The sequence below is a fragment of the Methylomonas sp. MK1 genome, from assembly GCF_000365425.1.
Lineage (GTDB): Bacteria > Pseudomonadota > Gammaproteobacteria > Methylococcales > Methylomonadaceae > Methylomonas.
Genome location: NZ_AQOV01000001.1, coordinates 2,952,714 through 2,973,947 on the forward strand (window position 1 = coordinate 2,952,714; position 21,234 = coordinate 2,973,947).

At 52.3% G+C, this 21,234-nt stretch carries 24 protein-coding genes and 1 riboswitch; of the genes, 6 read left to right on the forward strand and 18 right to left on the reverse strand.

The annotated features are described in order from the left end of the window. Positions 1 to 16 precede the first annotated feature (16 nt). The 3 genes from G006_RS0113985 to rluD are packed head-to-tail and all read right to left on the reverse strand — an operon-like array spanning position 17 to position 2,553. Complete coding sequence (locus tag G006_RS0113985; protein ID WP_020483824.1) at positions 17 to 892, reverse strand: ZIP family metal transporter; 876 nt, start codon at positions 890 to 892, stop codon at positions 17 to 19. A 1-nt stretch (position 893) separates the two neighbouring features. Continuing rightward, positions 894 to 1,619 carry a peptidoglycan editing factor PgeF gene (pgeF, locus tag G006_RS0113990; RefSeq protein WP_020483825.1) on the reverse strand — a complete coding sequence of 242 codons (726 nt, stop codon included), beginning with the start codon at positions 1,617 to 1,619 and terminating at the stop codon, positions 894 to 896. Beyond that, positions 1,600 to 2,553 carry a 23S rRNA pseudouridine(1911/1915/1917) synthase RluD gene (gene rluD, locus G006_RS0113995; RefSeq protein ID WP_026147059.1) on the reverse strand — a complete coding sequence of 318 codons (954 nt, stop codon included), beginning with the start codon at positions 2,551 to 2,553 and terminating at the stop codon, positions 1,600 to 1,602. The genes pgeF and rluD overlap by 20 nt, the downstream gene beginning before the upstream one ends. A gap of 83 nt (positions 2,554 to 2,636) precedes the next feature. On the opposite strand from rluD, the gene G006_RS0114000 reads away from it, so the two are divergent. Genes G006_RS0114000 through G006_RS0114010 form a run of 3 tightly spaced genes read left to right on the forward strand, consistent with a single transcriptional unit; the run spans position 2,637 to position 5,315 of the window. Continuing rightward, positions 2,637 to 3,482, forward strand: coding sequence for an outer membrane protein assembly factor BamD (locus tag G006_RS0114000; protein ID WP_020483827.1), 846 nt, complete (start codon positions 2,637 to 2,639; stop codon positions 3,480 to 3,482). Positions 3,483 to 3,527: 45 nt separating this feature from the next. Then, complete coding sequence (locus G006_RS0114005; protein WP_235048859.1) at positions 3,528 to 4,706, forward strand: hypothetical protein; 1,179 nt, start codon at positions 3,528 to 3,530, stop codon at positions 4,704 to 4,706. Positions 4,707 to 4,760: 54 nt separating this feature from the next. Next, on the forward strand, positions 4,761 to 5,315 hold the full coding sequence (locus G006_RS0114010; RefSeq protein WP_020483829.1) for a DUF2058 domain-containing protein: 555 nt from the start codon (positions 4,761 to 4,763) through the stop codon (positions 5,313 to 5,315). A 4-nt stretch (positions 5,316 to 5,319) separates the two neighbouring features. On the opposite strand, the gene trmB is transcribed toward G006_RS0114010, so the two are convergent. The 6 genes from trmB to aroG form a co-directional block, all read right to left on the reverse strand. Next, positions 5,320 to 6,009, reverse strand: a complete 690-nt coding sequence (gene trmB / locus G006_RS0114015) for a tRNA (guanosine(46)-N7)-methyltransferase TrmB (RefSeq protein ID WP_020483830.1) — start codon at positions 6,007 to 6,009, stop codon at positions 5,320 to 5,322. A 222-nt stretch (positions 6,010 to 6,231) separates the two neighbouring features. Then, positions 6,232 to 6,753 (reverse strand): hypothetical protein, encoded by a 522-nt coding sequence (locus G006_RS0114020; protein WP_020483831.1) that lies wholly within the window; start codon positions 6,751 to 6,753, stop codon positions 6,232 to 6,234. Positions 6,754 to 6,941: 188 nt separating this feature from the next. Continuing rightward, the gene (locus G006_RS0114025; protein ID WP_020483832.1) at positions 6,942 to 7,259 is read right to left on the reverse strand and encodes a hypothetical protein; all 318 of its coding nucleotides are present in this window, start codon (positions 7,257 to 7,259) and stop codon (positions 6,942 to 6,944) included. Positions 7,260 to 7,272: 13 nt separating this feature from the next. Further along, positions 7,273 to 7,464, reverse strand: coding sequence for a (2Fe-2S)-binding protein (locus G006_RS0114030; RefSeq protein WP_020483833.1), 192 nt, complete (start codon positions 7,462 to 7,464; stop codon positions 7,273 to 7,275). 511 nt (positions 7,465 to 7,975) lie between these two features. After that, positions 7,976 to 8,953 carry a sulfur carrier protein ThiS gene (gene thiS / locus G006_RS0114035; RefSeq protein WP_020483834.1) on the reverse strand — a complete coding sequence of 326 codons (978 nt, stop codon included), beginning with the start codon at positions 8,951 to 8,953 and terminating at the stop codon, positions 7,976 to 7,978. Between the two features lie 3 nt (positions 8,954 to 8,956). Next, on the reverse strand, positions 8,957 to 10,036 hold the full coding sequence (aroG, locus tag G006_RS0114040) for a 3-deoxy-7-phosphoheptulonate synthase AroG (protein ID WP_020483835.1): 1,080 nt from the start codon (positions 10,034 to 10,036) through the stop codon (positions 8,957 to 8,959). 106 nt (positions 10,037 to 10,142) lie between these two features. Between aroG and G006_RS0114045 the strand changes: the two genes are divergently transcribed. After that, entirely contained in the window at positions 10,143 to 10,937 is a 795-nt protein-coding gene (locus G006_RS0114045) for an RMD1 family protein (protein ID WP_020483836.1), read from the forward strand. A 216-nt stretch (positions 10,938 to 11,153) separates the two neighbouring features. Next, on the forward strand, positions 11,154 to 11,879 hold the full coding sequence (locus G006_RS0114050; RefSeq protein WP_020483837.1) for a hypothetical protein: 726 nt from the start codon (positions 11,154 to 11,156) through the stop codon (positions 11,877 to 11,879). Here G006_RS0114050 and cobD read toward each other — a convergent pair. From cobD to G006_RS0114070, 4 genes are all read right to left on the reverse strand, one after another. Further along, positions 11,850 to 12,869, reverse strand: coding sequence for a threonine-phosphate decarboxylase CobD (gene cobD / locus G006_RS0114055; RefSeq protein WP_020483838.1), 1,020 nt, complete (start codon positions 12,867 to 12,869; stop codon positions 11,850 to 11,852). The two genes, G006_RS0114050 and cobD, sit on opposite strands and share 30 nt — an antisense overlap. After that, on the reverse strand, positions 12,862 to 13,779 hold the full coding sequence (gene cbiB, locus G006_RS0114060) for an adenosylcobinamide-phosphate synthase CbiB (protein ID WP_020483839.1): 918 nt from the start codon (positions 13,777 to 13,779) through the stop codon (positions 12,862 to 12,864). The genes cobD and cbiB overlap by 8 nt, the downstream gene beginning before the upstream one ends. A gap of 111 nt (positions 13,780 to 13,890) precedes the next feature. Continuing rightward, positions 13,891 to 14,466, reverse strand: coding sequence for a hypothetical protein (locus G006_RS0114065; protein ID WP_020483840.1), 576 nt, complete (start codon positions 14,464 to 14,466; stop codon positions 13,891 to 13,893). 19 nt (positions 14,467 to 14,485) lie between these two features. Beyond that, the gene (locus G006_RS0114070) at positions 14,486 to 16,309 is read right to left on the reverse strand and encodes a TonB-dependent receptor domain-containing protein (RefSeq protein WP_020483841.1); all 1,824 of its coding nucleotides are present in this window, start codon (positions 16,307 to 16,309) and stop codon (positions 14,486 to 14,488) included. Positions 16,310 to 16,428: 119 nt separating this feature from the next. Next, a riboswitch (cobalamin riboswitch) is annotated at positions 16,429 to 16,644 on the reverse strand. A 138-nt stretch (positions 16,645 to 16,782) separates the two neighbouring features. Here G006_RS0114070 and fliW point away from each other — a divergent pair. Next, positions 16,783 to 17,241: a flagellar assembly protein FliW gene (gene fliW, locus G006_RS0114080; protein ID WP_020483843.1), complete on the forward strand. Its 459-nt coding sequence runs from the start codon at positions 16,783 to 16,785 to the stop codon at positions 17,239 to 17,241. A gap of 46 nt (positions 17,242 to 17,287) precedes the next feature. On the opposite strand, the gene panD is transcribed toward fliW, so the two are convergent. The 5 genes from panD to pcnB form a co-directional block, all read right to left on the reverse strand. Beyond that, positions 17,288 to 17,668: an aspartate 1-decarboxylase gene (panD, locus tag G006_RS0114085; protein WP_020483844.1), complete on the reverse strand. Its 381-nt coding sequence runs from the start codon at positions 17,666 to 17,668 to the stop codon at positions 17,288 to 17,290. A gap of 98 nt (positions 17,669 to 17,766) precedes the next feature. Next, positions 17,767 to 18,618, reverse strand: coding sequence for a pantoate--beta-alanine ligase (gene panC / locus G006_RS0114090; RefSeq protein ID WP_020483845.1), 852 nt, complete (start codon positions 18,616 to 18,618; stop codon positions 17,767 to 17,769). A 4-nt stretch (positions 18,619 to 18,622) separates the two neighbouring features. Continuing rightward, positions 18,623 to 19,432 (reverse strand): 3-methyl-2-oxobutanoate hydroxymethyltransferase, encoded by an 810-nt coding sequence (gene panB, locus G006_RS0114095; RefSeq protein ID WP_020483846.1) that lies wholly within the window; start codon positions 19,430 to 19,432, stop codon positions 18,623 to 18,625. Continuing rightward, entirely contained in the window at positions 19,429 to 19,932 is a 504-nt protein-coding gene (folK, locus tag G006_RS0114100) for a 2-amino-4-hydroxy-6-hydroxymethyldihydropteridine diphosphokinase (protein ID WP_020483847.1), read from the reverse strand. The genes panB and folK overlap by 4 nt, the downstream gene beginning before the upstream one ends. Next, the gene (gene pcnB, locus G006_RS0114105) at positions 19,919 to 21,169 is read right to left on the reverse strand and encodes a polynucleotide adenylyltransferase PcnB (RefSeq protein ID WP_442785765.1); all 1,251 of its coding nucleotides are present in this window, start codon (positions 21,167 to 21,169) and stop codon (positions 19,919 to 19,921) included. Before pcnB ends, folK begins: the two co-directional genes overlap by 14 nt. Positions 21,170 to 21,234 lie beyond the last annotated feature (65 nt).

Below are 21,234 nucleotides of genomic sequence, written 5' to 3' on the forward strand. Positions count from 1 at the left end.
CCTTATAAAGCCTGGATCAAACAATACCTGTTTGCTCCACTCTACCCTCGTCAATTTTGCCTTCAAACCGATGCGCTATGCTCTGCATCACCAAAATCAACACCACCCCAGCCAAAATAAAACCAATCTGTTGCAATGAGGTTTTGATGTCGGTCTTCTGATGCAAAGACGGGATCAAATCGGCAACCGCGATATAAATAAAACTGGAGGCCGCCAAGGTTAAAAAGTAAGGCAAGATCTGATGTAGGTCACCCAGGCTGAAATACGCCAACACGCCGCCAACCACCGTGCTCAAGCTGGCAAGAACGTTGTAAAGCAAGGCCTCGCCGCGTTTGTAGCCGCTGTGCAGCAATATGGCGAAGTCGCCGACTTCTTGTGGAATTTCGTGCGCCGCCACCGCTAGACTGGTGACGATACCCAACTGCACGTCGGTTAGAAACGCCGCGCCGATCAGCACACCATCGACAAAATTATGGATGCTGTCGCCAAGGATGATAAACATGCCGGCAGGGCGGTGGCCGGCGGGTTGGACAGAATGACTATGGCCGTGGTCGTGATGCTGGTGGTCGTGCGATTCTTCGCCGTGGGCTTCGCAGGCGTGAGAATGGCAGTGCCGCCACACCAGTAGTTTTTCCAACACAAAAAATAGCAGGATGCCGGCTAGAATCGTCGCTGAGAGGCTAGACATATCCTCGACCGGCACTTCTTCGAAAGCGTGCGGGATCAAGCCGCAAAATGCGCCGGTCAATAAAGCCCCAATCGCAAAGCTGATGCCGTGCGGCAGCACATGCTTTTGCTTGTGTTCCGGCAGCAATAAAAAGACCGCAGCAGCCAGCACGCTAAGCACACCACCCAGTGCGGTAAACAAGATAATCGACAACAACACAGTCAAATTAGTCTCTCCAGATCAGGCTGGCCATGCGGCCAGTGGTTGCGCCATCACGGCGGTACGAGTAAAAACGATGAGGATCAGCGACGGTACAGAGGTCGCCGCCGTACACTTGTTCCACTCCGAGCTCAGCCAGTTTAATGCGCGCCAAGCGGTAAATATCGGCCAGCCATTTGCCCGACTGCCTGGCACGAAATGCCACCGCGGTAATCGGGTTGTCTTTAATGAAAGCGTCCCGCACCTCGTCGCCGACTTCGAAATTGTCCGGGCCTATCGCCGGCCCCAGCCAAACATGCACATCCTGACAACTCATCGCGTATAGGGTTTCGGCGATGATGCCGGCCTGCAAGCCGCGCCAGCCGGCGTGGGCGGCGGCGACCACTTCGCCCTCGTCTCCACAGAACAGTACCGGTAGACAATCCGCCGTCAGTATCGCGCACACCGTGCCGGATTGATCGGCAAAGCTGGCGTCCGCTTCCACCAGGCCCTCGGTTTCGTCGGCGTTTACCACGCGTGTGCCGTGCACTTGCTGTAGCCAGACCGGTTCGGACGGCAGTTGCAGCATATCCTTGATGATGTAGCGGTTGGTTTTAACGTGCTGCGGGTCGTCGTTGACGTGGCTGGCCGGATTCAAACTGGCGTAAGCGCCAGTGCTGACGCCCCCTGTGCGCAAGGTGACTGCGGCGTGTACATGCGCCGGCAGCGGCCAATCAGGCTTGATCCAATTCATTTTCGGCCAGCAGATGCAATAGGTTTTTCATATCTTCGGGGATGGGTTGCTCCCATTCACAGTACTCGCCGGTTTCCGGATGCTCTAAACCCAGTTTGGCGGCATGCAGGGCCTGACGCTTGAAATTGCGCAAGGCGTCGGCCAGTGCCGGACTGCAATCGGCGGGCATTTGAAAGCGACCGCCGTAAACTTGATCACCCACTAGCGGGTAATTGATGTGCGTCATATGCACTCTAATCTGATGCGTGCGGCCGGTTTCCAGCTTCACGCGAATCAGAGTATGGCGCTTAAAGCGCTGTTCCAGGCGGTAATGGGTAATCGCTTCTTTTCCGCCGCGACGCACCACCGCATTGCGTTTACGGTCCACCGGATGGCGGCCGATAGGCTCGTCCACGGTGCCGCCGGCTGTCATCCAGCCTTTTACCAGCGCCAGATATTCACGGTGAATGCTGCGCTCCTGGAGTTGCTCGACCAGGCTATTATGAGCCTGTAAGGTTTTGGCCACCATCAACAGACCGCTGGTGTCTTTGTCGATGCGATGCACAATACCGGCGCGCGGCAGAGTATCCAAACTGGGTACGTGATTGAGCAAGGCATTGACTAAAGTGCCGTCCCAGTTGCCGACCGCGGGATGCACGACCAAGCCGGCTGGTTTGTTGACGATGAGTAAAGAATCGTCTTCATAAATAATGTCTAGCGGGATTTCCTGAGGCGCGTATTCGATGACGCGCTCGGCTTCGGCATCCAGCTCGATTTCTTCGCCACCATCCAATTTCTCGCGGCCTTTCATGATCTCGCCATCCACCAACACCCGCCCGGCTTTGATCCAGGTTTGCAGTTTGCTGCGCGAATAATCCGGAAACACTTCGGCCAGACACTGGTCCAGTCGCATACCCGCCAGTTCCTCTGGAACCCTTGCCGTCAATATCGTCATAGTCGTTTTTAAGTTATACTCGCGGCCAGAACGCCGCCAAAAGCTGCAAAAAACCCGCAATATTACAACGTGTTGATAAACGTATGCGATTAGTTTTAGTAAAAACCGTTTTTATCGCCAGTCTGGCTTGGATGCTGCAAGGCTGCGAGACCCTGGACGCCTTTATGAGCAAGGATTCTTCCGCCGGCAAAGAGGAAGAGTACGCCGGCTGGGATGACAAGATGTTTCATGAAAAAGCCAAGGAAGCGCTGGATAATAAAAACTACCAAAAAGCCGTCACCCTCTACGAAGCCCTGGAATCGAGGTATCCGTTCGGCGATTACGCGGCTCAGGCGCAATTAAATGTTGCGTACGCTTACTATAAAAACGACGATCCGGAAGCGGGCTTGGCCGCCGCCGACCGCTTCATTAAAATCCATCCGCGTAACCCAAATGTAGATTATGCCTATTACTTGAAAGGCCTGATCAATTACAACCGCGGCATCGGCTTTATTGATCGCTTCCTGCCCACTGACTCGTCACAGCGTGATCCCGGCCCCGCCAAGGATTCTTACGATAATTTTCAAGAGCTGATTCGGCGCTACCCCAACAGCCAGTACGTCGCCGACGCCAAACTGCGGATGATCGCACTCCGTAACAATATGGCAATGTACGAAGTCCATGTCGCCGACTTTTACATGCGCCGTAAAGCCTATGTCGCCGCTGTAAATCGTGCCAATCACATCATCAAGGAATATCAACGCACGCCGGCGGTGCCGTTTGCCTTGCAAATCATGCAGGACGGCTATCGGCAGCTGGGTATGGACGAATTGGCCGCCGATGCTGAACGGATTTACACCTTGAATTACCCGGCCGGTGCGCCGCAAGCCAATTACAAGGATGAAGGCGCCATTCAAAAAGTGTGGGACGCCATGGGCCTGGATAAATAAAACTTGCGCCGTTTGAGCGTTTTGCGGCGCGCTTGCTTAAGATGGTTGCTGTTATATGCTGGCGCTGTCAACGCCGCCGAACCGGCGCCGCTGTTTCAAAACCGCTTTTTCCCGCTGTCGCAAAACACCGAGTTGGTTTGCGCTACCAGCCAGCAACAATTTACTCCCACCGCAGCGCTGGCAGACATCATCCGTTTTTACGAAGCCGACCATCCCGGCCTGCGTAAACAGGCGGTGGCGGTCCTGACCGATCATAAAAATCAGGACCATCTCGACGATTTGGCCGATTACCGCGAAGACTGCGCCAACAATACCGCCGGCGAACTCTGCGTACTGGAAAAATATTGGGACGATCGTGAAGCCGCCTGGCGGGCATTGGCCTTGTTCTACGACACCAAAACTGTGGTCAAACACAGCGATGACTATCGCTACGAAGTGCGGCGCTTCAACGCAGACCATCTGCGCTTGTTCGAAAAAGCCATTCGCAAAATCCCGGCCTTTTTACGGCAAAGTATCAGCAAAGCCAAACCGGTAGACAATCTGGAACAGGAAATTGCCGATAAACCGACGGTGATGCAGGAGCTGATACGCGATGCGTTTCAAGAAGACTACAAAAACAGCATCTGGCAGGATCACACCCACCCTTTGACGTTGATACCTGGCATAGGCTTTCGTTCGCAAACCGTGGCCCAGGTGTTCAGCGGCCAGAACCTTATCGTGTTTACCGTCAAGGCTTTCGACAAAGGCAAGGAAGGCGGGACCTATCGCGACATCGGCGTGCAATATCTGGTGGATTTTCGCTTGCCCATCGTCGTGCATGAAATCGCCCACACCATCGATAATTTTCATTTCTGGAACGGCCAGGACGATCTGTATTTTTTCTACAAATACCACAAGATGTCCAACGACGATGACATCATGAAAATCATTGCTGAGGCAAAATTGGCGTTGTGGCCGTCGAAATGGTTTGAGGCCTTCGAATATCTGGGTGAAGTGAACGAAGGCCGTTACGACGGTACCACGCAGGAAAAACTCGCCGAGTTGGTGGCGCAATACATCCTGATCCCGGAACGCTTGCAACAAAGTGCACCAGCCGCCTATCAATGGCTGCGTGAAGACATTTTTCGCGGCATCGAATATCAAGGTTACGACCGTTGCAATGTGCCGTTGACCAAGCCGCTAAGCTGGTGGCAGTACGCCACCGGCAAGATGCTGGGCCAGTAATGCTTTGTGCTATGCTGACCTGGAATTTTAACCTTGCTAAACCGCTGGCCAGCCATGAAAAAACCGCAAACCCTATCCCTGCAAGAACAATTGCTTAAATCCGGCCTCAGTAACGACGCCAAACTCAAACAAGTCAAAGCCGAGAAACGCAAACAAACCAAGCTGGAACGCAATAACGGCGTCGAAATCGTCGATGAGGTCAAACTCAGTGCCGAACAATTGCGTCAACAGCAAGCGGAACGCGACCGTGAGTTGAACCGACAACGCAAGCTAGCCGAGGAACAGAAAGCCCTGGCCGCGCAAATCAAGCAAATCGTCGACATGAACCGTATCGCTCAGGACGTAAACGGCTTGGCTTACAACTTCACCGACGACAACAAAGTCAAAACCCTGTACGTGGCTGAAAAAGTGCGGGAGGCCTTGATCAACGGCCGGGCCGGCATCGCCAAAATAGACGGACATTACGAGATTGTGCCGGCGGAAGTTGCCCGTAAAGTGCAGGCGCGGGATAAAGCTAGTATTGTAGTGTTGAACGAAGCGACGCAGGATGTGGCGGCCGCCGACGATCCGTATGCAGAATTTCAGATTCCGGACGACTTGATGTGGTGAAGCGCTAAACCTTGCGAAAAATCAAATCCCAAACCCCGTGACCCAAACCCAAACCACGGTTTTCGAACTTGGTTAAGGGCCGATAAATAGGCCGCTCGCAGAAATCGTTGCTGGAGCTGCTGTTTTGCAAACCGGTGCCGGCCGACAAAATCCCCAGCATATCTTTGGCGTAATGCTCCCAATCGGTGGCGGCGTGAAAATAGCCGCCGGCCAGCAATTTTTTGTTCAGCAATTCCACGAAACTGGGACGGACGATGCGGCGTTTGTGATGGCGGCGCTTTTGCCAGGGATCGGGGAAGAACAGATGCACGCCGGCCAGGCTATGGTCGGCGATTTTTTGTTCCAGAATCTCGATGGCGTCGTGATGATAAATCCGCACGTTGTTAATGCCGCGCTGTTCCAGCAACATCATCAAATGGCCGACGCCGGGCCGATGCACTTCGATACCTAAATAATTCAAATCCGGATTGGCCTCCGCCATTGCCGCCAGACTGTCGCCGTTGCCGAAACCGATTTCGACAATCAGCGGTGCTTGACGCCCAAAGGCTTGCTCGGCATCAAAACTGGCTTGCGGCGACAGGCAATACTTATCCCAATGGCTTTCCAGTGCCAGCTTTTGGCCGGCGGTAGCGCGGCCTTGGCGGCGGATGAAGCTTTTGATTCGGGTAGGGTCGATTTTTTGGGGTTCAATCATCGGAATAGCGACCGTTAAACGGGTGAAACTAAATATGGATTGCCGAGTATATCAGCTGAAGTTTAAACATCCGCTATGTCCAGGGAAGCGAAAAGCATTTCCTGTAACTATTGCAGCAAATTAGTGCCGCATTCCGTCAGCAAAAAAGTGTGTTTTTCGTCAACGATAAGCTGCCGAAAAACACATATTAGAAACGTATTTATCTAAGTTGTACAAACCGAATCAGTCGTCCTCTACACACAACTGGCCGGTAAATGGCGCGCTCTCATAAAGAATGTTGCCGGTAATTTCAAATTGTCCCCGACCGTCTTTAAAGGTTTTGCTGCCGCCAACCATTGTTAATAATTCTGTCGTCGCACCTTCAGGATTAAAAATCAGATCTTTAGTAAAAACCCGCCCCAGATCAACCGGCCCGGCACTCAATTTAATTGCCGACGCTCCGGTTAATTGACCCAGTCCATTTGCAAACAGCCCGGAGAATGCCGTTCCGGTCAGCTTCAGGTTTTTGCCTAATGTGGCGGTTAAGGTGCCGATAAAGCAAACTGGTGGCGCGCCGGGAGGTAGGGGTCCCAAAAAAGTTACATCGGGAAACTGGCGATCCCTGAATTTTAGAATATTGCAATCCGGGTCAACAGTGGACGGCTGTATTGTCCCACTAATATTTTTGCATATATATTGGTCTGCATATAAATTTCCGGATACTAGAGACATTAGCACCGCAATTGTAACTGTCGACAATTTCATGATGAAATCCTTAAGACTTTAAGATGGGAGAGGTGACTGATCTTGTTGCAGGTTATCATGACAAGTCATGCGCGAACTGCGCGATAGCATGCTACCAAGCATTTGATCAGTCTACGTTGAGCGCTTCACTAATGTAGTTGAGATAACACAAGTATCAAGCTATTCAACGAAGTTTGTATGCGAATGATCTACCTCAATTGCGTTAGCCGGGCTTGAGCGGCCATACCGAACGGGGAATCCGGCTCTTTTTGAAGAATTTGTTGCAACACCGATGCACTAGGTTGTGCCAATAACTCAATAGCCCTTAAGCGCACAGAGGGATGATGGGCATGCAAGGCCGCCAACTCCGTCAAATAAGTATTGGCGTCGTTTAACAGCTTCAGAACGACCTTTTCCGGATCTTCGGTAAACAAATCCCTTACCAATTCGCCGTATTGTTCCTGTAAGCGGATCAAGTCGCGGCGATCGAGTTTTTTCGGTTCGGTGGGATCATCGCAACAGGCCATTACCTTATGCTTCTTAAGTATGATCGAATATAAGTTGCTGCAATTCGAACTCGCAACCACCGCATCCCGACGCAGCGCCGGTGATGCGGGAGATTCTTTCGGGATCGACGATACCCTCGGCTAGCAGGGCTTTGATTTGCTGCTCGGTGGTGCCGCTGCAATAGCAAAGCACATTGTTCTCAGTGTTTGGTTGAACGGCGTTCATAATCTAGGCATTTAGCGTATCGAGGCAAGTTCCGTTACGGCGGTTTCCACTCAACATGTTTGGCTTGAAATGTTGGCTCAACAAGCCCTATGGGATTATTAACCCAACCTACATTCCGTATTTAAAAGTTACAAAGATAAAAAATCCAATTGAAGTTACTGCAACTATCAGTATTACTCTCTTTTGTAAACTCTCGAAATCCAAATTTGGGATTATAGTATTTAATAAAAAATAGACCCCAAGAGTAATCGCTAAAATCAGAAGTTTTATTACTAAGCGCTCTGATATTTCCACGGAGTCTCCGCTTACCCGACCTACGTTCCGTATTTGATTGTCACAAAAACCAACAACGCCATAAAACCAGCTAAAACGCCCCAACCAATTCTGTTAGAAACATTTTCAGCATCGTTTTCGGAATAGCCAAGTTTCTGCAAAAAAAACAGTAAAAGCTAAGTGGACCAACTTTAGAACAAATTTTATAGTTTGCTACATTACCTAATCTAATACGAGCTTACAAAAACAACCCATCAATCGGCGAAGAGGCCGAAGCAAAACGTTTACGCGGCATCCGTCCAGCCAGGAAGGCTTCGCGGCCCGCTTCAATGCCTTTTCTCATCGCCGATGCCATCAAAACTGGATTCTTGGCGGCGGCAATGGCAGTGTTCATCAATACTCCATCACAGCCCAGTTCCATCGCCATAGCCGCATCGGATGCAGTACCGACGCCAGCATCGACCAAGATAGGCACCTTGGCGTTTTCGACGATGGTCAAAATGTTGTAGGGGTTGCGGATGCCCAAGCCCGAACCGATCGGCGCGGCCAGCGGCATTACCGCCACGCAGCCGATTTCTTCCAGACGCTTGGCGGCAATTGGGTCGTCGTTGGTATAAACCATCACGTCGAAGCCTTCCTTGACCAGCAATTCAGCAGCAACATAGGTTTCTGCAACATCAGGAAACAAGGTCAGTTGATCGGCCAACACTTCCAGTTTCACCAGTTTGTGGCCACCCAACAATTCGCGCGCCAAGCGACAGGTGCGTACCGCATCGTCGGCGGTGTAGCAGCCGGCGGTGTTTGGCAGGATGGTGTATTTATCCGGTGAAATCACGTCTAGCAAGCTGGGTTCGCCAGGATTTTGGCCGATGTTGGTGCGGCGAATCGCGACAGTGATGATTTCGGCGCCGCTAGCTTCGGTGGCGAGGCGGGTTTCTTCCAAATCCTTGTATTTACCGGAACCGACCAACAGCCGTGACCGATAGTTTTTGCCGGCCAGCGTGAAATAGTCGTCTTGACCGCCGCCGATGGCCTGGACGATTTCCAGGCGGTCATCGTGTTGCAAGCGCTGGCTCGCGTGCTGAGTAAACGGCAGGATTTCTTTATTCAATTCCACGGCGATGCGTTTGCCGGTTAAGCCTAAATCGGCAATTACGTCGGCAACGGTGGCGTTCTCGCCATATTCGCGATTGTCGCCATTGACCTGTATTTTCATGCTTTAAACCTTGTGTGTTTTCGCGGCACGGCGGCGTTCTACGGCGCCGGCCAAGTGATGTAACAATTCCGCGCTGTCTTCCCAGCACAAGCAGGCGTCGGTAATGCTTTGCCCGTATGTCAGCGGTTTGCCTTCCTCGACATCCTGACGGCCACCGACCAGATGACTTTCCACCATCGCGCCGATGATGCGGGTGTCGCCGCCGCGGATTTGCCCGGCCACATCTTGTGCAACCAGCATTTGCCTTTCGTATTTTTTCGAGCTGTTGGCGTGGCTGAAATCGATCATGATATTGGGGCGAAGACCTGCTTCGACCAAGCCTTCAGCCACTTGCTCGACGCTAACTTCGTCGTAGTTCGGTCTATTGTTGCCGCCGCGCAGGATGATGTGGGCGTCTTCGTTGCCGCGCGTTGAGAAAATAGCCGAGCGGCCTTCCTTGGTCAAAGATAAAAAGTGATGCGGACTCATCGCGGCGTTGATCGCGTCGATGGCAATTTTAATACCGCCGTCGGTGGCGTTTTTGAAGCCGACCGGGCAGGATAATCCAGATGCCAGTTCCCGATGCACTTGGCTCTCGGTGGTGCGGGCACCGATGGCGCCCCAGGAAATCAGATCGGAGACATACTGCGGTGTAATCAGGTCCAGATATTCCGTAGCGGCTGGCACACCCAGGTTGTTCACATCCGACAATAACTGCCGGGCCATGTGCAGGCCTTTGTTGATGTTGAAGCTGGAATTGAGGTCGGGATCGTTAATCAAGCCTTTCCAACCCACCGTGGTCCGTGGTTTTTCGAAGTAAACCCGCATGACGATCACCAGGTCATCTTTCAATTCGTCCATGATGAGTTTCAAACGCCCGGCGTATTCCACTGCCGCTGCCGGGTCGTGGATAGAGCAAGGGCCGATAATCACCAGCAATCTGTCGTCGGCACCGGTCAGAATGTTGTGAATTGCTTCCCTGGTATGCAGAATGGTGGCTGCGGCCTGCTCGGTCATCGGGATTTCTTCATGAACCTGAATCGGCGCCACCACGTCCTTGGTTTCACAAATTCTTAAATCATCGGTGTTATAGTTAGTTGGCATGACACTCAGCAATACGCTTTCAGTAGATGGATTAATTGGCTATTTTAACCGTTTTGCCTGTCGGTGTTACAAACTAATGCCGAAACCGACCTGAGACAACCCGGACATGACAGACGACAGACCCATTAAACGCTGCCTGACGGTATGCCTGGCGCAATCGTTCGAATTTGCGCAATTGCGGGAAAAACTGCTGGATACCACCCGCGCCCAACTGTTCAGAAACGCCCTGGTGGTCGATTACAAAACCGGCTGCGCGATTGTGTTCGCCTACGGGGTAATGGTGTGTTGGAACCTCAATCTCGATGACCGGCGCGCCTTGCAGGACTTGTTGCTGGATTACGCGATCAAACCCGACGCCGAACCTCAGGAAGACAATTTCAGTTACGAAGTGGGCTGCGAGCAAGACCGTTTTCAGCATGATCACTTGGAGCTCCAATCCGCCGACTTCAAAGTGCTGTTGGCGCTGTCGCACGCGATGGCGCAATCGATCAAGTTGGCGGCTTTCGAAGGTCATGCCATCGACACGATCCGCGCCACCAGCCATTTACCGCAATCGCTGGCGCGGGAAGGCAAGATCAAACTCAACCGGAAAACCATGGCCATGATCCGCGGCCAGCTGTTCCTGACGAAGAGTGACATCATCCTGAATTACGACTTGCTGGATACCCCGGAATTTTTCTGGGAACATCCGGAATACCAGCATATTTACTCGATGGCCGCCAATTACCTGGAAATTCAGCAACGCACCGACGTATTGTCAAAAAAGCTTGAGACGATACATGAGCTGCTGGAAATGCTGGCAGATGAACAAAAACACCAGCATTCCTCGGCCTTGGAGTGGATCATTATCTGGCTGATTGCCGTGGAGATTGTGATGTCGATTTTGGACAAGCTTTTTTAGTTAGCCCGACTCTCAGCGTCCCAATTTGGCAACTGGTTTGTAGCAAGCTAACGCTTGCCCAGGAAAATCAAGGGTTGACGGTATCGACCGGCTGCCGCGATAATCGGCACAGAGATTGAACTCGCTCACAAAAATATTGGTATCCCCTGCGCCTCCACTTAGTCTTGCTGCTAAGTCTAAGAAGTCGTATCACTAAATTTACTTTAAGGACAAACCATGAAAATACTATCTGCCCTATTAGCGACGTTTTTGTATTCGGCTAACGCGACTGCGGCTCTTGAATTTACTTTTTCAGGCGATTTCGTCAATTTCAGCACCGGCAATTTTTCAGGGCAAGTAACCGTTGATGCCTTGTCACCGAGCTCCAGCGACGTTTTTCCGGCGTCAGGCAGCGAATCCGCCAGTTTACGTTTGGGCTACTCGCTAAGCGCTCCGCTTTCCATATTAGCTAACGGACAAGCGCTGGAGATCGATAACGACCATGCTGTCCTAAATATCGTCGACAACACCCCTATCAGCGAAGCTCAGATAAACAGTCAGGGATTTACCGCCACCCAAGTAATGCCGGGCACTTATGACATCCTGACGCTCCATATGGAATCGGCGAGCAACCAATACGATGAAGAAAGTGGTCTGTTGGTATCCGGTGCGGAATTTTCGGTGACAGCTTTTTTTGATCAGCTATTACTGGGCGGGGTAGACCTTGATCCCACTAAACTGCCCAGCCTGTTTGGCTTAGCATTTGCCGATAATTTGAAGTTTTTGGTTTTTGAAGTTAACCGAAAATTAGGCGACAGCGAAGACTTTCGGGGCGCCGGCGTCATTACCGCCAGTGACATTGTCGACACTCACGTGTTTACCCCCGTGCCGTTACCTGGCGCTGTCTGGCTGTTTGGTAGCGTTATCGCCGGATTAGGTTTGCGGATGCGCAAACCAGCTTAATTGCCTGATATCAGGATGAGTCAGCGCCTGTGCCAAGCGTTGCCAGGCTGACTCGTCCTTCGGTAAGCCGAAACGCAGACTTGCAGGCTCCTGAAACAAGCGGGTCAGAATACCCTGCCCAGCCAATAGATCGTGTAGCTTAGCCGCCTGTTCGCATTTCACCCATTGAAACAAATCGCATCCACCGCCGGGTGGCCAGCCGCAGTCGGTCAAAAGCTGTCTCAGGCGCAGGCTTAGCATTGCTAATGATGCAGCATTGGCTGATTGCCAGTTTTGATCGGCCAACGCCAGCGCCGCGACATAGCGGCCGGGATGACTGATAGTCCATGGCCCCAGCAACTCCGCAAGTTTCGCCAATAAATCCGGCTGGGTAATCACGAAGCCGCAACGAATGCCGGCCAAGCCGAAAAACTTACCCACCGAACGCAATATGATCAAGCCAGGCCGCACCGCTAATGGCGCTAGACTGTATTCAGCAGGCAGGCTGTCTATAAATGCTTCGTCGATCAGCAGCCAGCCGCCGCGCCGGCTAAGACTTTCATGCCAACTCAGTAGCTGTGGCCGGCTCCATAGTCGGCCGGTGGGGTTATTGGGATTGACCAGAATCAACACATCCAACTCTTCCAGACGGTCGTCAATTGCATCCGCCTCGACTCTGACAACTTGATGCCCGGCTTTTTGCCAACTGCCGGCATGCTCGGCATAGGCAGGATGCAGTACGCCAACCCGCGATTTTGGTCGTAACAAAGGTAATGATTGAATCGCCGCTTGCGACCCCGCTACCGGCAGCAAGGAGTCGTTTTGGTAGTAAGCCCGTGCCGCCGCAAGTAACTCGTCATCATCTTCCGGCAGGCGTTGCCAGCATTCGGCGGGTATAGGCGGCACGGGCCAACCGTTGGGATTGATACCGGTGGACAAATCCAGCCAATCTGTCAGAGCAATACCATATTGGCTTGCGGCTAGCCGCAAGCGTCCGCCGTGCTCAAGCAAGGGTATCTCCCGCGCCGATCACGATCAGCCACAACAGCAGCGTCCGGTACATCAGTTTGCATGCGCGCTTAATATCGTCGTTTTCCGGCGCTTGTGAGCCGCCGAACCAGGGTTTTTGTTTTATTTGTCCGTGATAGCAAGCCGGCCCGCCCAGTTGCAGCATCAAGGCGCCACCGCCAGCGGTCATCACCGGCCCGGCGTTAGGGCTATCCAATAAGCGCGCTTGCGTCCGCCACGCATTGATGGCCTGCGCGGTATTGCCGATCAAGGCATAACTCAAGGCCGTCAAGCGCGCCGGCAGCCAATTCAGCAAATCGTCGAAGCGCGCCGCTGCCCAACCAAAATTTACATATCGTTGATTTTTGTAGCCCCACATGGCATCCAGGGTGTTGCTGAAACGGTAGAGTAGGGCGCCGAAGGGGCCTAACAACACGAACCAGAACAAGGGCGCAAATACTGCATCGGCACCGTTTTCCAACACCGATTCGATGGTTGCGCGCCGCACATCGATTTCGGTCATGGCTTCAGTCTGACGACTAACGATTCTGCCAACCAGTTGCCGCGCTAAGGGTAAATCGCTATCCGACAAGGCGGAATGAACGGCCAGCGCATGTTGTTGTAAGCTGCGGGCAGCGATACAAAAATATAAAACCAGTACCTCGACAGCAATTTGCAGCAGCGGCCAACTCGGCAAAAGCAGCAACCATAGCAGACCAGGCATTAAGACTATCGCCACTGCCAAAAAACCGCTAACGCGCTGGCGAAAAGCGGCTTGCTCGTTGTTTAACAGTCGTATTTCCACAGTGCTCGCCCATTTACCGAACATCACCAGCGGGTGATACTCGTTCCTCGGCTCGCCCAGCCAAAAATCGATGGCTACGGCCAGCAAAATGCTGATGGTGAGAATCATGATTTGCGCGGGATAAGCAGGTATTGCAAAACTAGAAGAACGGCTGGGGTTAACAAAATTGACACGATCTCGATTGCGGGGCGATGAAAATCGCCCCGCTGGGTTGAATGCTTAGATAGCTTCGCGAGTGGCTTTGGCGGCCAGCAAGGATTTTACAGCACTGACCAGAGCGAAAATGACCACGCCATAGATCAAGGTATTCGTCAGGTAAGGCGGATAATACATCGCGACGCGCTCAATATATTGTGTGAATGAGCCGTTGGGATAGCGGCCGGACAGCCAGTAAAAGCTGCCGTTGGAAAACAAAAACGCGATGGAGGTAGCCGCTACCAGAGCCATCAAACGTTGTGCAACTGTGGCAACTGACAGCGCAGCGAATTGTCGGCACCATTTGCCACCCAGCCACATTGCGCCATAAGAAAACACCAGAAACTCGTAAGCTTTAGACACGCAAAAATCGCTGACGCCGAGTTTAGTGATCGCCAAATAATCAATCAGCACCGCTTCAGCTAGCAAAAAGGCGAACAAATAGCGCCCCCCTAGCCATAAGCCGGCGAAAAAAAACACCGCCAGCGAAGCGTCCGGCAACGCAAACGGCGTACCGAAATGGTGAAAGCGGGTGGCAGCCATCAACGCCATCAGCGCTACCGCGCCGGGTTTGACAGCCAGGGTTTGATTCAGATTCATAGGGTTCTCCAGAAAAGGTTTAGTAATTGTAATGGATCGAAAAATAGAAATTTCTACCGAAGCTGTTATAGGTGTTAACCGTTTGATAGCGTTTGTCGAACATATTATTCAGTTTGGCGCTTAACATCCAATTTTTGTCGATGCGATAAGCGGTGCGCAGATCGGCGGTCATGAAGCTGCCCAACCGCACGGTATTGGTACTATTATCGAAACGTTCGCCCTGAGCCAGCACGGCAGCACCAATATCGAAGTCGCCGAACGAGCGCGAGACATCATAGGACAAACTTTCCGTCACCCGACGCGGCAGACGCAAGTTGGTCTGTCTATCTTTGGGCGTCATCAGGTTCATGCTCAATTTGTTGTTCCAGCCGAAAATTGGCGTGGACACTTCCGCTTCTATGCCGTCTATCTGCGCCTTGCCGATATTTCTGGCGGTGGATGGCGTGCCACTGAATACAATCAAATCCTCGATATTGGTGTGATAAGCGCGCAGTTCCCAATTTGCCCAATCGTGACGTCCGGCAAAACCGGCTTCGAAACTGGTGGATTTTTCCGGCCGCAAACCGGCATTACCGAAGCCGGGGAAGTATAACTGATTGAAAGTCGGGGCCTTGAAGGCATTACCGAAACTGGCAAAAGCGCTGAGACCGTAATCCCAATTAAACCGCCAGCCAAAATTGCCGGTAACGCTGTCGCCGAAGGCCTGGTTTTCGTCCCAACGCACGGAAGCATTCAAAAAATGCTTATCGAAGACCCGGCTATGCAGCTCGGCAAATGCGCCTACATCGTAGCGGGATGTTTCTGCGTAACGCGTGGTGCTGTCGATTTCATCAAAACGGTAGTCGGTGCCCAGCGTTAATTGGTGATCCTTATGCAAGGCCAATTCATTCAACCAACTGGCGTTCCAGCGCGTGGTGTTGAAACGACTGATAAATTGGCCGTTATGCCGAAACTGGTCAGCATCGTCCACGCTTTGCCCTATGCGTAATGTGGACCGCCACATATCACTGAAATTAGCGCTGGCGGTCGCGCCCAACGTCTGATTGACGAACTCAGTGGTGCTACTGATGGAGTTGTCTATCTCGGTTTCGCCTTCGGCACGCAGGAAAAATGCTTCCAGTTCTGCGCCGTTGTCGAAGCGGTAACCGGCTTTGGCATTCAGACTGGTGTTGTTATAGCCGTCGCGGTCCGGATTATAGCCGCTCGCGACGCTGACACCGCTCAAAGCATTGATGCCCTGGCTACCCAATTGAGCGGCACCCAAGCTATACCAAGCCTTACCCCATTTGCCGTTGACGGCCGCCGAACCATTATACGTGTCGTAAGAGCCGCCACCGGCTTCCAACGCGATATTCGGCCGTTCGCTGTTGCCGCCCTTGCGGGTAAATATTTGAATCACCCCGCCAATTGCTTCCGAGCCATACAAACTCGACTGGGGGCCGCGAGTTATTTCCACGCGTTCAATTTGATCGATAGGAATAAACTGAAAGGCACTGGTGCCGGTAGTAACCGAACCAGCCTTGATGCCGTCGATCAGAACCAGCACATGATCGGCATTGGTGCCGCGCAGAAAGACGTTGGTATCCTTGCCGTAACCACCACTCTGCACCATATCAACACCAGACGTACCTTTCAGCAGCTCGGGTAGGGTTCTGACCTGAAGTTTCTCGATGTCCTGGCGCGTATAAACCGTCATCGCCGTAGCCAACTCGCTCTGCCGAGTTTCGGTGCGGGTAGCCGTGACGACTGTCTCGGCAAGGTTAATCGCCTCGTCGCTAGTCGCCGCCAACACCGTAAAAGGCGTACTCGCCAGAAATAAAGATTTGTATAAAATTGATTGCATATTGTCCTCTGCGCCCGCCGCGCATCCGGGTGAAAAAGGACAGAGGAAAAACGGAAAACGAAAAAGACGGAGGCAGGCTAGGCATGGACTCAGACCATTCCGTAAACAGCCCTCCGCTGTCTCGAATGATCTTCCGGGCCAGTCTCCGGGCTTATAAGTGGCTTTACGCCTGATCTACGACCTTCCCATGCAAAGCGCACAGTGGCAAAAACGCAGCTCTTTACTTATCTACCGTTGCGGGGGCAGCGTCGGCATGGGCGGTTAAAACCGCCGCACCGACTTCCTGTTTAAGCTTGGCCGAAAACGGCGCAAACACCTGAAAGAAGCGCGCAATTGTAGGGAGTCGGCCGCGATAAAGCAAGAATACCTGGTCGGTTACCGACAATCCGCATTGCAAATACCCCTTTCCGTGCTATACATTGGTGCATTGATTAATGCTGTTAACTTAGACTTCAACGAATACGGGCGGGACTATGGAAATTCAATCGAAATTGTTAGGCAACCAAGACATCAATCCGGACACTATCATCAATTTTCCGCGCGGCCTACCCGGTTTCGAAGATCAGACCCGCTTTAAGTTATTTCATCAGGAAGGCAGCGAAATAGTGTTTTGGCTGCAATCGGTCGATAACGCGGAGCTAACCTTTTCCGCGGCGCATCCGGCCAATTTCAACATCAATTACAACTTTACGGTAACCGATCCGGAAGAAGCGCTGTTGCAAATAGAGCCGGGCGACGAGTTGGTGATTTTAATTCTACTGCACAAGGACAACGAGCAGGATAACGGCAAGCCGACTATCAAAGGCTCAATCAAGTCGCCGATATTGATCAACGCCAACAAACGCATCGGCATGCAAAAAGTATTGGTGGCTATTGAGCAAAGCATCACCCTGACCGAGAAAGTCAGCGAAATAGACGTATCGGAAGCTTAAAAACGCAAATAACCGCCGGAGACTGAGCCGCCGGCGGTTATTTAAATCAGGCGGCCTGAACAGGAATGGAATGACTGGAATGGCTAATATGATTGTTGCCGTCGAAATACACCAAAGTCGGCTTGTAGTTCTTCAGTTCCTTCTCATCTAGGCTAGCGAACGCGCAGACGATAATCAAATCGCCAGGACACGCCAACCTTGCAGCTGCGCCGTTAATCGAAAACACACCGGAACCTTCTTCGGCGCGAATCGCGTATGTGGTGAAGCGCTGACCATTGTTAATGTTATAAATATGGATTTGCTCGTATTCCCTAATCCCGGAAAAATCCAAAATTTTGCCGTCTATAGCACACGATCCTTCGTAATCCAGCTCGGAATGCGTTACCCGCGCACGGTGTAACTTAGCTTTAAGCATGTTTATGTTCATGGTAAACAAGGTCGAATACTAGGGCCGGCGATTATGCCTGAAATTGGAAGCGCTATCAAATTTAAGCATTAGCTTTTATAGGCAAAAAAACCGTAACGTCAGATACTTGTTTTAGAAAAGTAGAGGTTATCGATTAGACGCGTCTTGCCCAGCCTGGCAGCAGCCAAAATCAGCAGATTAGAGTCGCTAGCGTAGGCAGGCAATAAATCCGCGCTACGACAGATACTGAAATAATCGACGGCAAAACCGGCTTGTTGCAGATTCTGCCGCTGCTGTTCAGCCACCGCCGGATAATCGTCATACCCTGCCAAAATATCATCGCGCGCTGCGCACAAGGCTTGATAGAGCTTAGGCGCTTGTTGTCTTTGTTGTTCGGATAAATAGCCATTGCGAGAACTCATCGCCAGACCGTCATCTTCCCGAACCGTTGCCACGCCTTGGACGGTAACCGGTATATTCAAATCAGCAACCATTTGCCGAATTAGCGTCAGCTGTTGAAAATCCTTCTCCCCCAGCAGCAGCACATCGGGCTGCACCATATTCAATAGCTTGCAAACCACCAATGCCACTCCGTCAAAATGCCCGGGCCGGCTGGCCCCGCAATGCAGGGCCGACAAGCCGCTGACTGAAATGCCGGTTTGCGTGGCTTGCGGATACATTTCCGTCACCGACGGCAAGAACAGTAAATCAGCACCGCTGGCTAGCAGTTTTTCCTGATCCTGCTGTTCGGTGCGCGGGTAGCTGGCAAAATCTTCGTTTGGCCCAAATTGGGTGGGATTGACGAAAATACTGACCACCACTTTATCGGCCTCTTGCCTCGCGGTGCTAACCAGTTTGATATGCCCGGCATGCAGATTGCCCATGGTCGGCACGAAACCGACGCTTTGCCCGTTTTGCCGCCATTGCCGGATTACCTCTCTTAACGCGGCGACGCTGGTGACTATTTGCATACGCTTAATAACTGTGTTCGGACGCTGGAAACTGCGCGGATTTAACCGCTTGATGATACAGGCGCACCGCCTCTTCTATGCTGGAGGCGTCGGCCATAAAATCTTTGGAAAAGCGCGGCCGCTTGCCTGTGCTGATATTCAGCATGTCGTACAGCACCAACACCTGGCCATCGCAATCAACACCAGCGCCGATGCCGATAGTGGGAATACTCAGCCGCTGACTTATTTCGGCGGCTAGCTGCGCTGGCACGCATTCCAACACTAAAAGACCGGCGCCCGCTTGCTCGATTTTTTCCGCATCCGCAACAATTTGCCGGGCTTGCTGTTCTTCACGCCCCTGCACTCTATAACCGCCTAAGCGATTTACGGATTGCGGCAACAGACCCAGATGGCCGCAGACCGGAATGCCTTGATCAGCTAGAAAGCGGATGACGTCGATCTTGGCGCCTTCAAGTTTAACCATTTGCGCACCGCCAGCCTGCATCAAGCTTGCCGCATTAAGCAATGCTTGCTCCGGCGTGGCATAACTGGCAAACGGTAAATCGGTAACGATAAAAGCCCGCTTTCTGGCCATTGCCACGCTACGGCTGTGATACACCATATCGTTCACCGTGACCGGCAAAGTGCTGCCATGCCCTTGAATCACCATGCCCAATGAATCGCCTATCAGCAATACGTCGATGCCGACCCGGTCTAGCAGTGCGCTGAAACTGGCGTCATAAGCAGTCAGACAACTGATTTTTTCGCCGGCTTTTTTCATTGCCGCCAGATCACTGATCGTCAGCATTTTTAAAGTATCGGCATATAAACTCATGCGGTTATTTTCCGCAAGCCGTCGGGCGGACAAGCCGCCAAGAGTTGCGACAATGAATCCAGGCCCGGAATCTTCAAATCGCTGCTGGCCACATCAGCCAAGGGGTACAGCACAAAGGCGCGCTTGGACAACTCAGGATGCGGCACAATCAGGTCCGGTTCATTAATGCTCTGTTGCGCGTAAAGCAATACATCCAAATCCAGCGTTCTAGCTCCCCAACGCACGCTACGCAGCCGGCCATGCTGGTTTTCAATTTGCTGTAATTGTTTGAGCAAAGCCAGGGGCTCCAACTCGGTAGAAATTCGCATTACCGCATTGACATAATCGGGTTGATCTTGCGGGCCAACCGGTGTGCTACGGTACAAGGGAGAAAAGGCAATTTCGGCCACGCCCGGCAAGGCCGAAATTTCCAGCCTGGCTCGATTGACATGATTGACAGAGTCTTCGAGATTGCTGCCCAAGCCAATATAGGCCTCGGCAGCTGACTTAGCTAGCGTCATTGCCGGCGGGGGCTGGTTTGCCTCGAGAACGGTAACGGCCTGTTTTTCGGTTACGGGGTTTACCGCCGCCGGATTTTGGCGGCGCGGTCATCCTTTCCCGCTCCGCGTCATCGGCTTCTTGAAAACCTGTCCACCATTCAACCAGTTCCGGATCGGCGCCGCCGGTTTCCGCACGTAGCCGCAAAAAGTCGTACGCCGCTCTGAATTTGGGCTGCTCCAGCAAACGATAAGGCCGGGGGCCAACCGTTCTGGAGAACTTGTTCTGCAAGAACCACACTTCGCGCATGGATTGCGTAATGTGGCGAGGTAACGCAGTGACCTTGATTTGTCTGGTCAGCACTTCGTTGGCGGCGTTCTGATAGGCCAGCGTTTCGTTTTCGCCGTGGGCGATGCGTCTTTGCGCAGCCAATTGCAGCGGTTCCCACAACAAGGCAGCTAATAAAAAATAAGGCGTCAGGGTTTTGCCGTCGTTGAAGCGGGTGTCGGAATTTTCCAAGGCCCGGATCAAGAACAAGCGCGGAAAATCGTGGTCTTCGCTGGCGAGGCAGCGGTCGGTATCCGGAAATAAAATCGCAAACAAGCCGTAATGTCTGAGCATTTCGAAGGTTTGCAGGCCGTAGCCGGACAGAAACAACTTGATGACTTCGTCGTAAAGACGCGCCGAAGGGATGCTCTTCAACAAATCGGCTTGGGCGTAAATCGGTTTTTCGGTGTCTGGATGTAAAGTAAAGCCCAGCTTCACGGCAAAACGGATGGCGCGCAGCATCCGCACAGGGTCTTCTCTATAGCGTACTTCCGGGTCGCCGATTAGGCGCATCACCGCTGCGGCATGATCCTGCATGCCTCCGGTATAATCGACCACGGAAAAATCGCGGATATTGTAATACAGCGCGTTGACGGTGAAATCTCGCCGCCAGACGTCTTGCTCTAGCGTACCGAACACGTTATCACGCAGTAAGCGACCGTCTTCATGCACCACATGCTGGTCGGATTCTTCCTGCTCGGAGCCGCGAAACGTCGCCACCTCAATGATTTCACGCCCGAAAAACACATGCGCCAGGCGAAAGCGCCTGCCGATAATCCGACAATTGCGAAATACTTGCTTGATTTGTTCCGGACTGGCGTTAGTCGCGACGTCGAAATCTTTGGGTTCCCGACCCAACAGCAAATCTCTGACACAGCCACCAACCAAGTAGGCCTCGTAATCGGCTTTTTTCAGGCGTTGCAATACTTTCAGGGCATTTTCACTGATTTGCGCACGGGAAATGCAATGCTCAGAACGCGGATAAATCTTCACGGCAC

What these genes read in the sequence shown, in the direction of transcription:
- pgeF (WP_020483825.1), bottom strand. Translation starts at nt 1,619, where the DNA reads ATGAATTGGATCAAGCCTGATTGGCCGCTGCCGGCGCATGTACACGCC.
- rluD (WP_026147059.1), bottom strand. Translation starts at nt 2,553, where the DNA reads ATGACGATATTGACGGCAAGGGTTCCAGAGGAACTGGCGGGTATGCGA.
- G006_RS0114000 (WP_020483827.1), top strand. Translation starts at nt 2,637, where the DNA reads ATGCGATTAGTTTTAGTAAAAACCGTTTTTATCGCCAGTCTGGCTTGG.
- G006_RS0114010 (WP_020483829.1), top strand. Translation starts at nt 4,761, where the DNA reads ATGAAAAAACCGCAAACCCTATCCCTGCAAGAACAATTGCTTAAATCC.
- trmB (WP_020483830.1), bottom strand. Translation starts at nt 6,009, where the DNA reads ATGATTGAACCCCAAAAAATCGACCCTACCCGAATCAAAAGCTTCATC.
- G006_RS0114020 (WP_020483831.1), bottom strand. Translation starts at nt 6,753, where the DNA reads ATGAAATTGTCGACAGTTACAATTGCGGTGCTAATGTCTCTAGTATCC.
- G006_RS0114025 (WP_020483832.1), bottom strand. Translation starts at nt 7,259, where the DNA reads ATGGCCTGTTGCGATGATCCCACCGAACCGAAAAAACTCGATCGCCGC.
- G006_RS0114030 (WP_020483833.1), bottom strand. Translation starts at nt 7,464, where the DNA reads ATGAACGCCGTTCAACCAAACACTGAGAACAATGTGCTTTGCTATTGC.
- thiS (WP_020483834.1), bottom strand. Translation starts at nt 8,953, where the DNA reads ATGAAAATACAGGTCAATGGCGACAATCGCGAATATGGCGAGAACGCC.
- aroG (WP_020483835.1), bottom strand. Translation starts at nt 10,036, where the DNA reads ATGCCAACTAACTATAACACCGATGATTTAAGAATTTGTGAAACCAAG.
- G006_RS0114045 (WP_020483836.1), top strand. Translation starts at nt 10,143, where the DNA reads ATGACAGACGACAGACCCATTAAACGCTGCCTGACGGTATGCCTGGCG.
- G006_RS0114050 (WP_020483837.1), top strand. Translation starts at nt 11,154, where the DNA reads ATGAAAATACTATCTGCCCTATTAGCGACGTTTTTGTATTCGGCTAAC.
- cbiB (WP_020483839.1), bottom strand. Translation starts at nt 13,779, where the DNA reads ATGATTCTCACCATCAGCATTTTGCTGGCCGTAGCCATCGATTTTTGG.
- G006_RS0114065 (WP_020483840.1), bottom strand. Translation starts at nt 14,466, where the DNA reads ATGAATCTGAATCAAACCCTGGCTGTCAAACCCGGCGCGGTAGCGCTG.
- G006_RS0114070 (WP_020483841.1), bottom strand. Translation starts at nt 16,309, where the DNA reads ATGCAATCAATTTTATACAAATCTTTATTTCTGGCGAGTACGCCTTTT.
- fliW (WP_020483843.1), top strand. Translation starts at nt 16,783, where the DNA reads ATGGAAATTCAATCGAAATTGTTAGGCAACCAAGACATCAATCCGGAC.
- panD (WP_020483844.1), bottom strand. Translation starts at nt 17,668, where the DNA reads ATGAACATAAACATGCTTAAAGCTAAGTTACACCGTGCGCGGGTAACG.
- panC (WP_020483845.1), bottom strand. Translation starts at nt 18,618, where the DNA reads ATGCAAATAGTCACCAGCGTCGCCGCGTTAAGAGAGGTAATCCGGCAA.
- panB (WP_020483846.1), bottom strand. Translation starts at nt 19,432, where the DNA reads ATGAGTTTATATGCCGATACTTTAAAAATGCTGACGATCAGTGATCTG.
- folK (WP_020483847.1), bottom strand. Translation starts at nt 19,932, where the DNA reads ATGACGCTAGCTAAGTCAGCTGCCGAGGCCTATATTGGCTTGGGCAGC.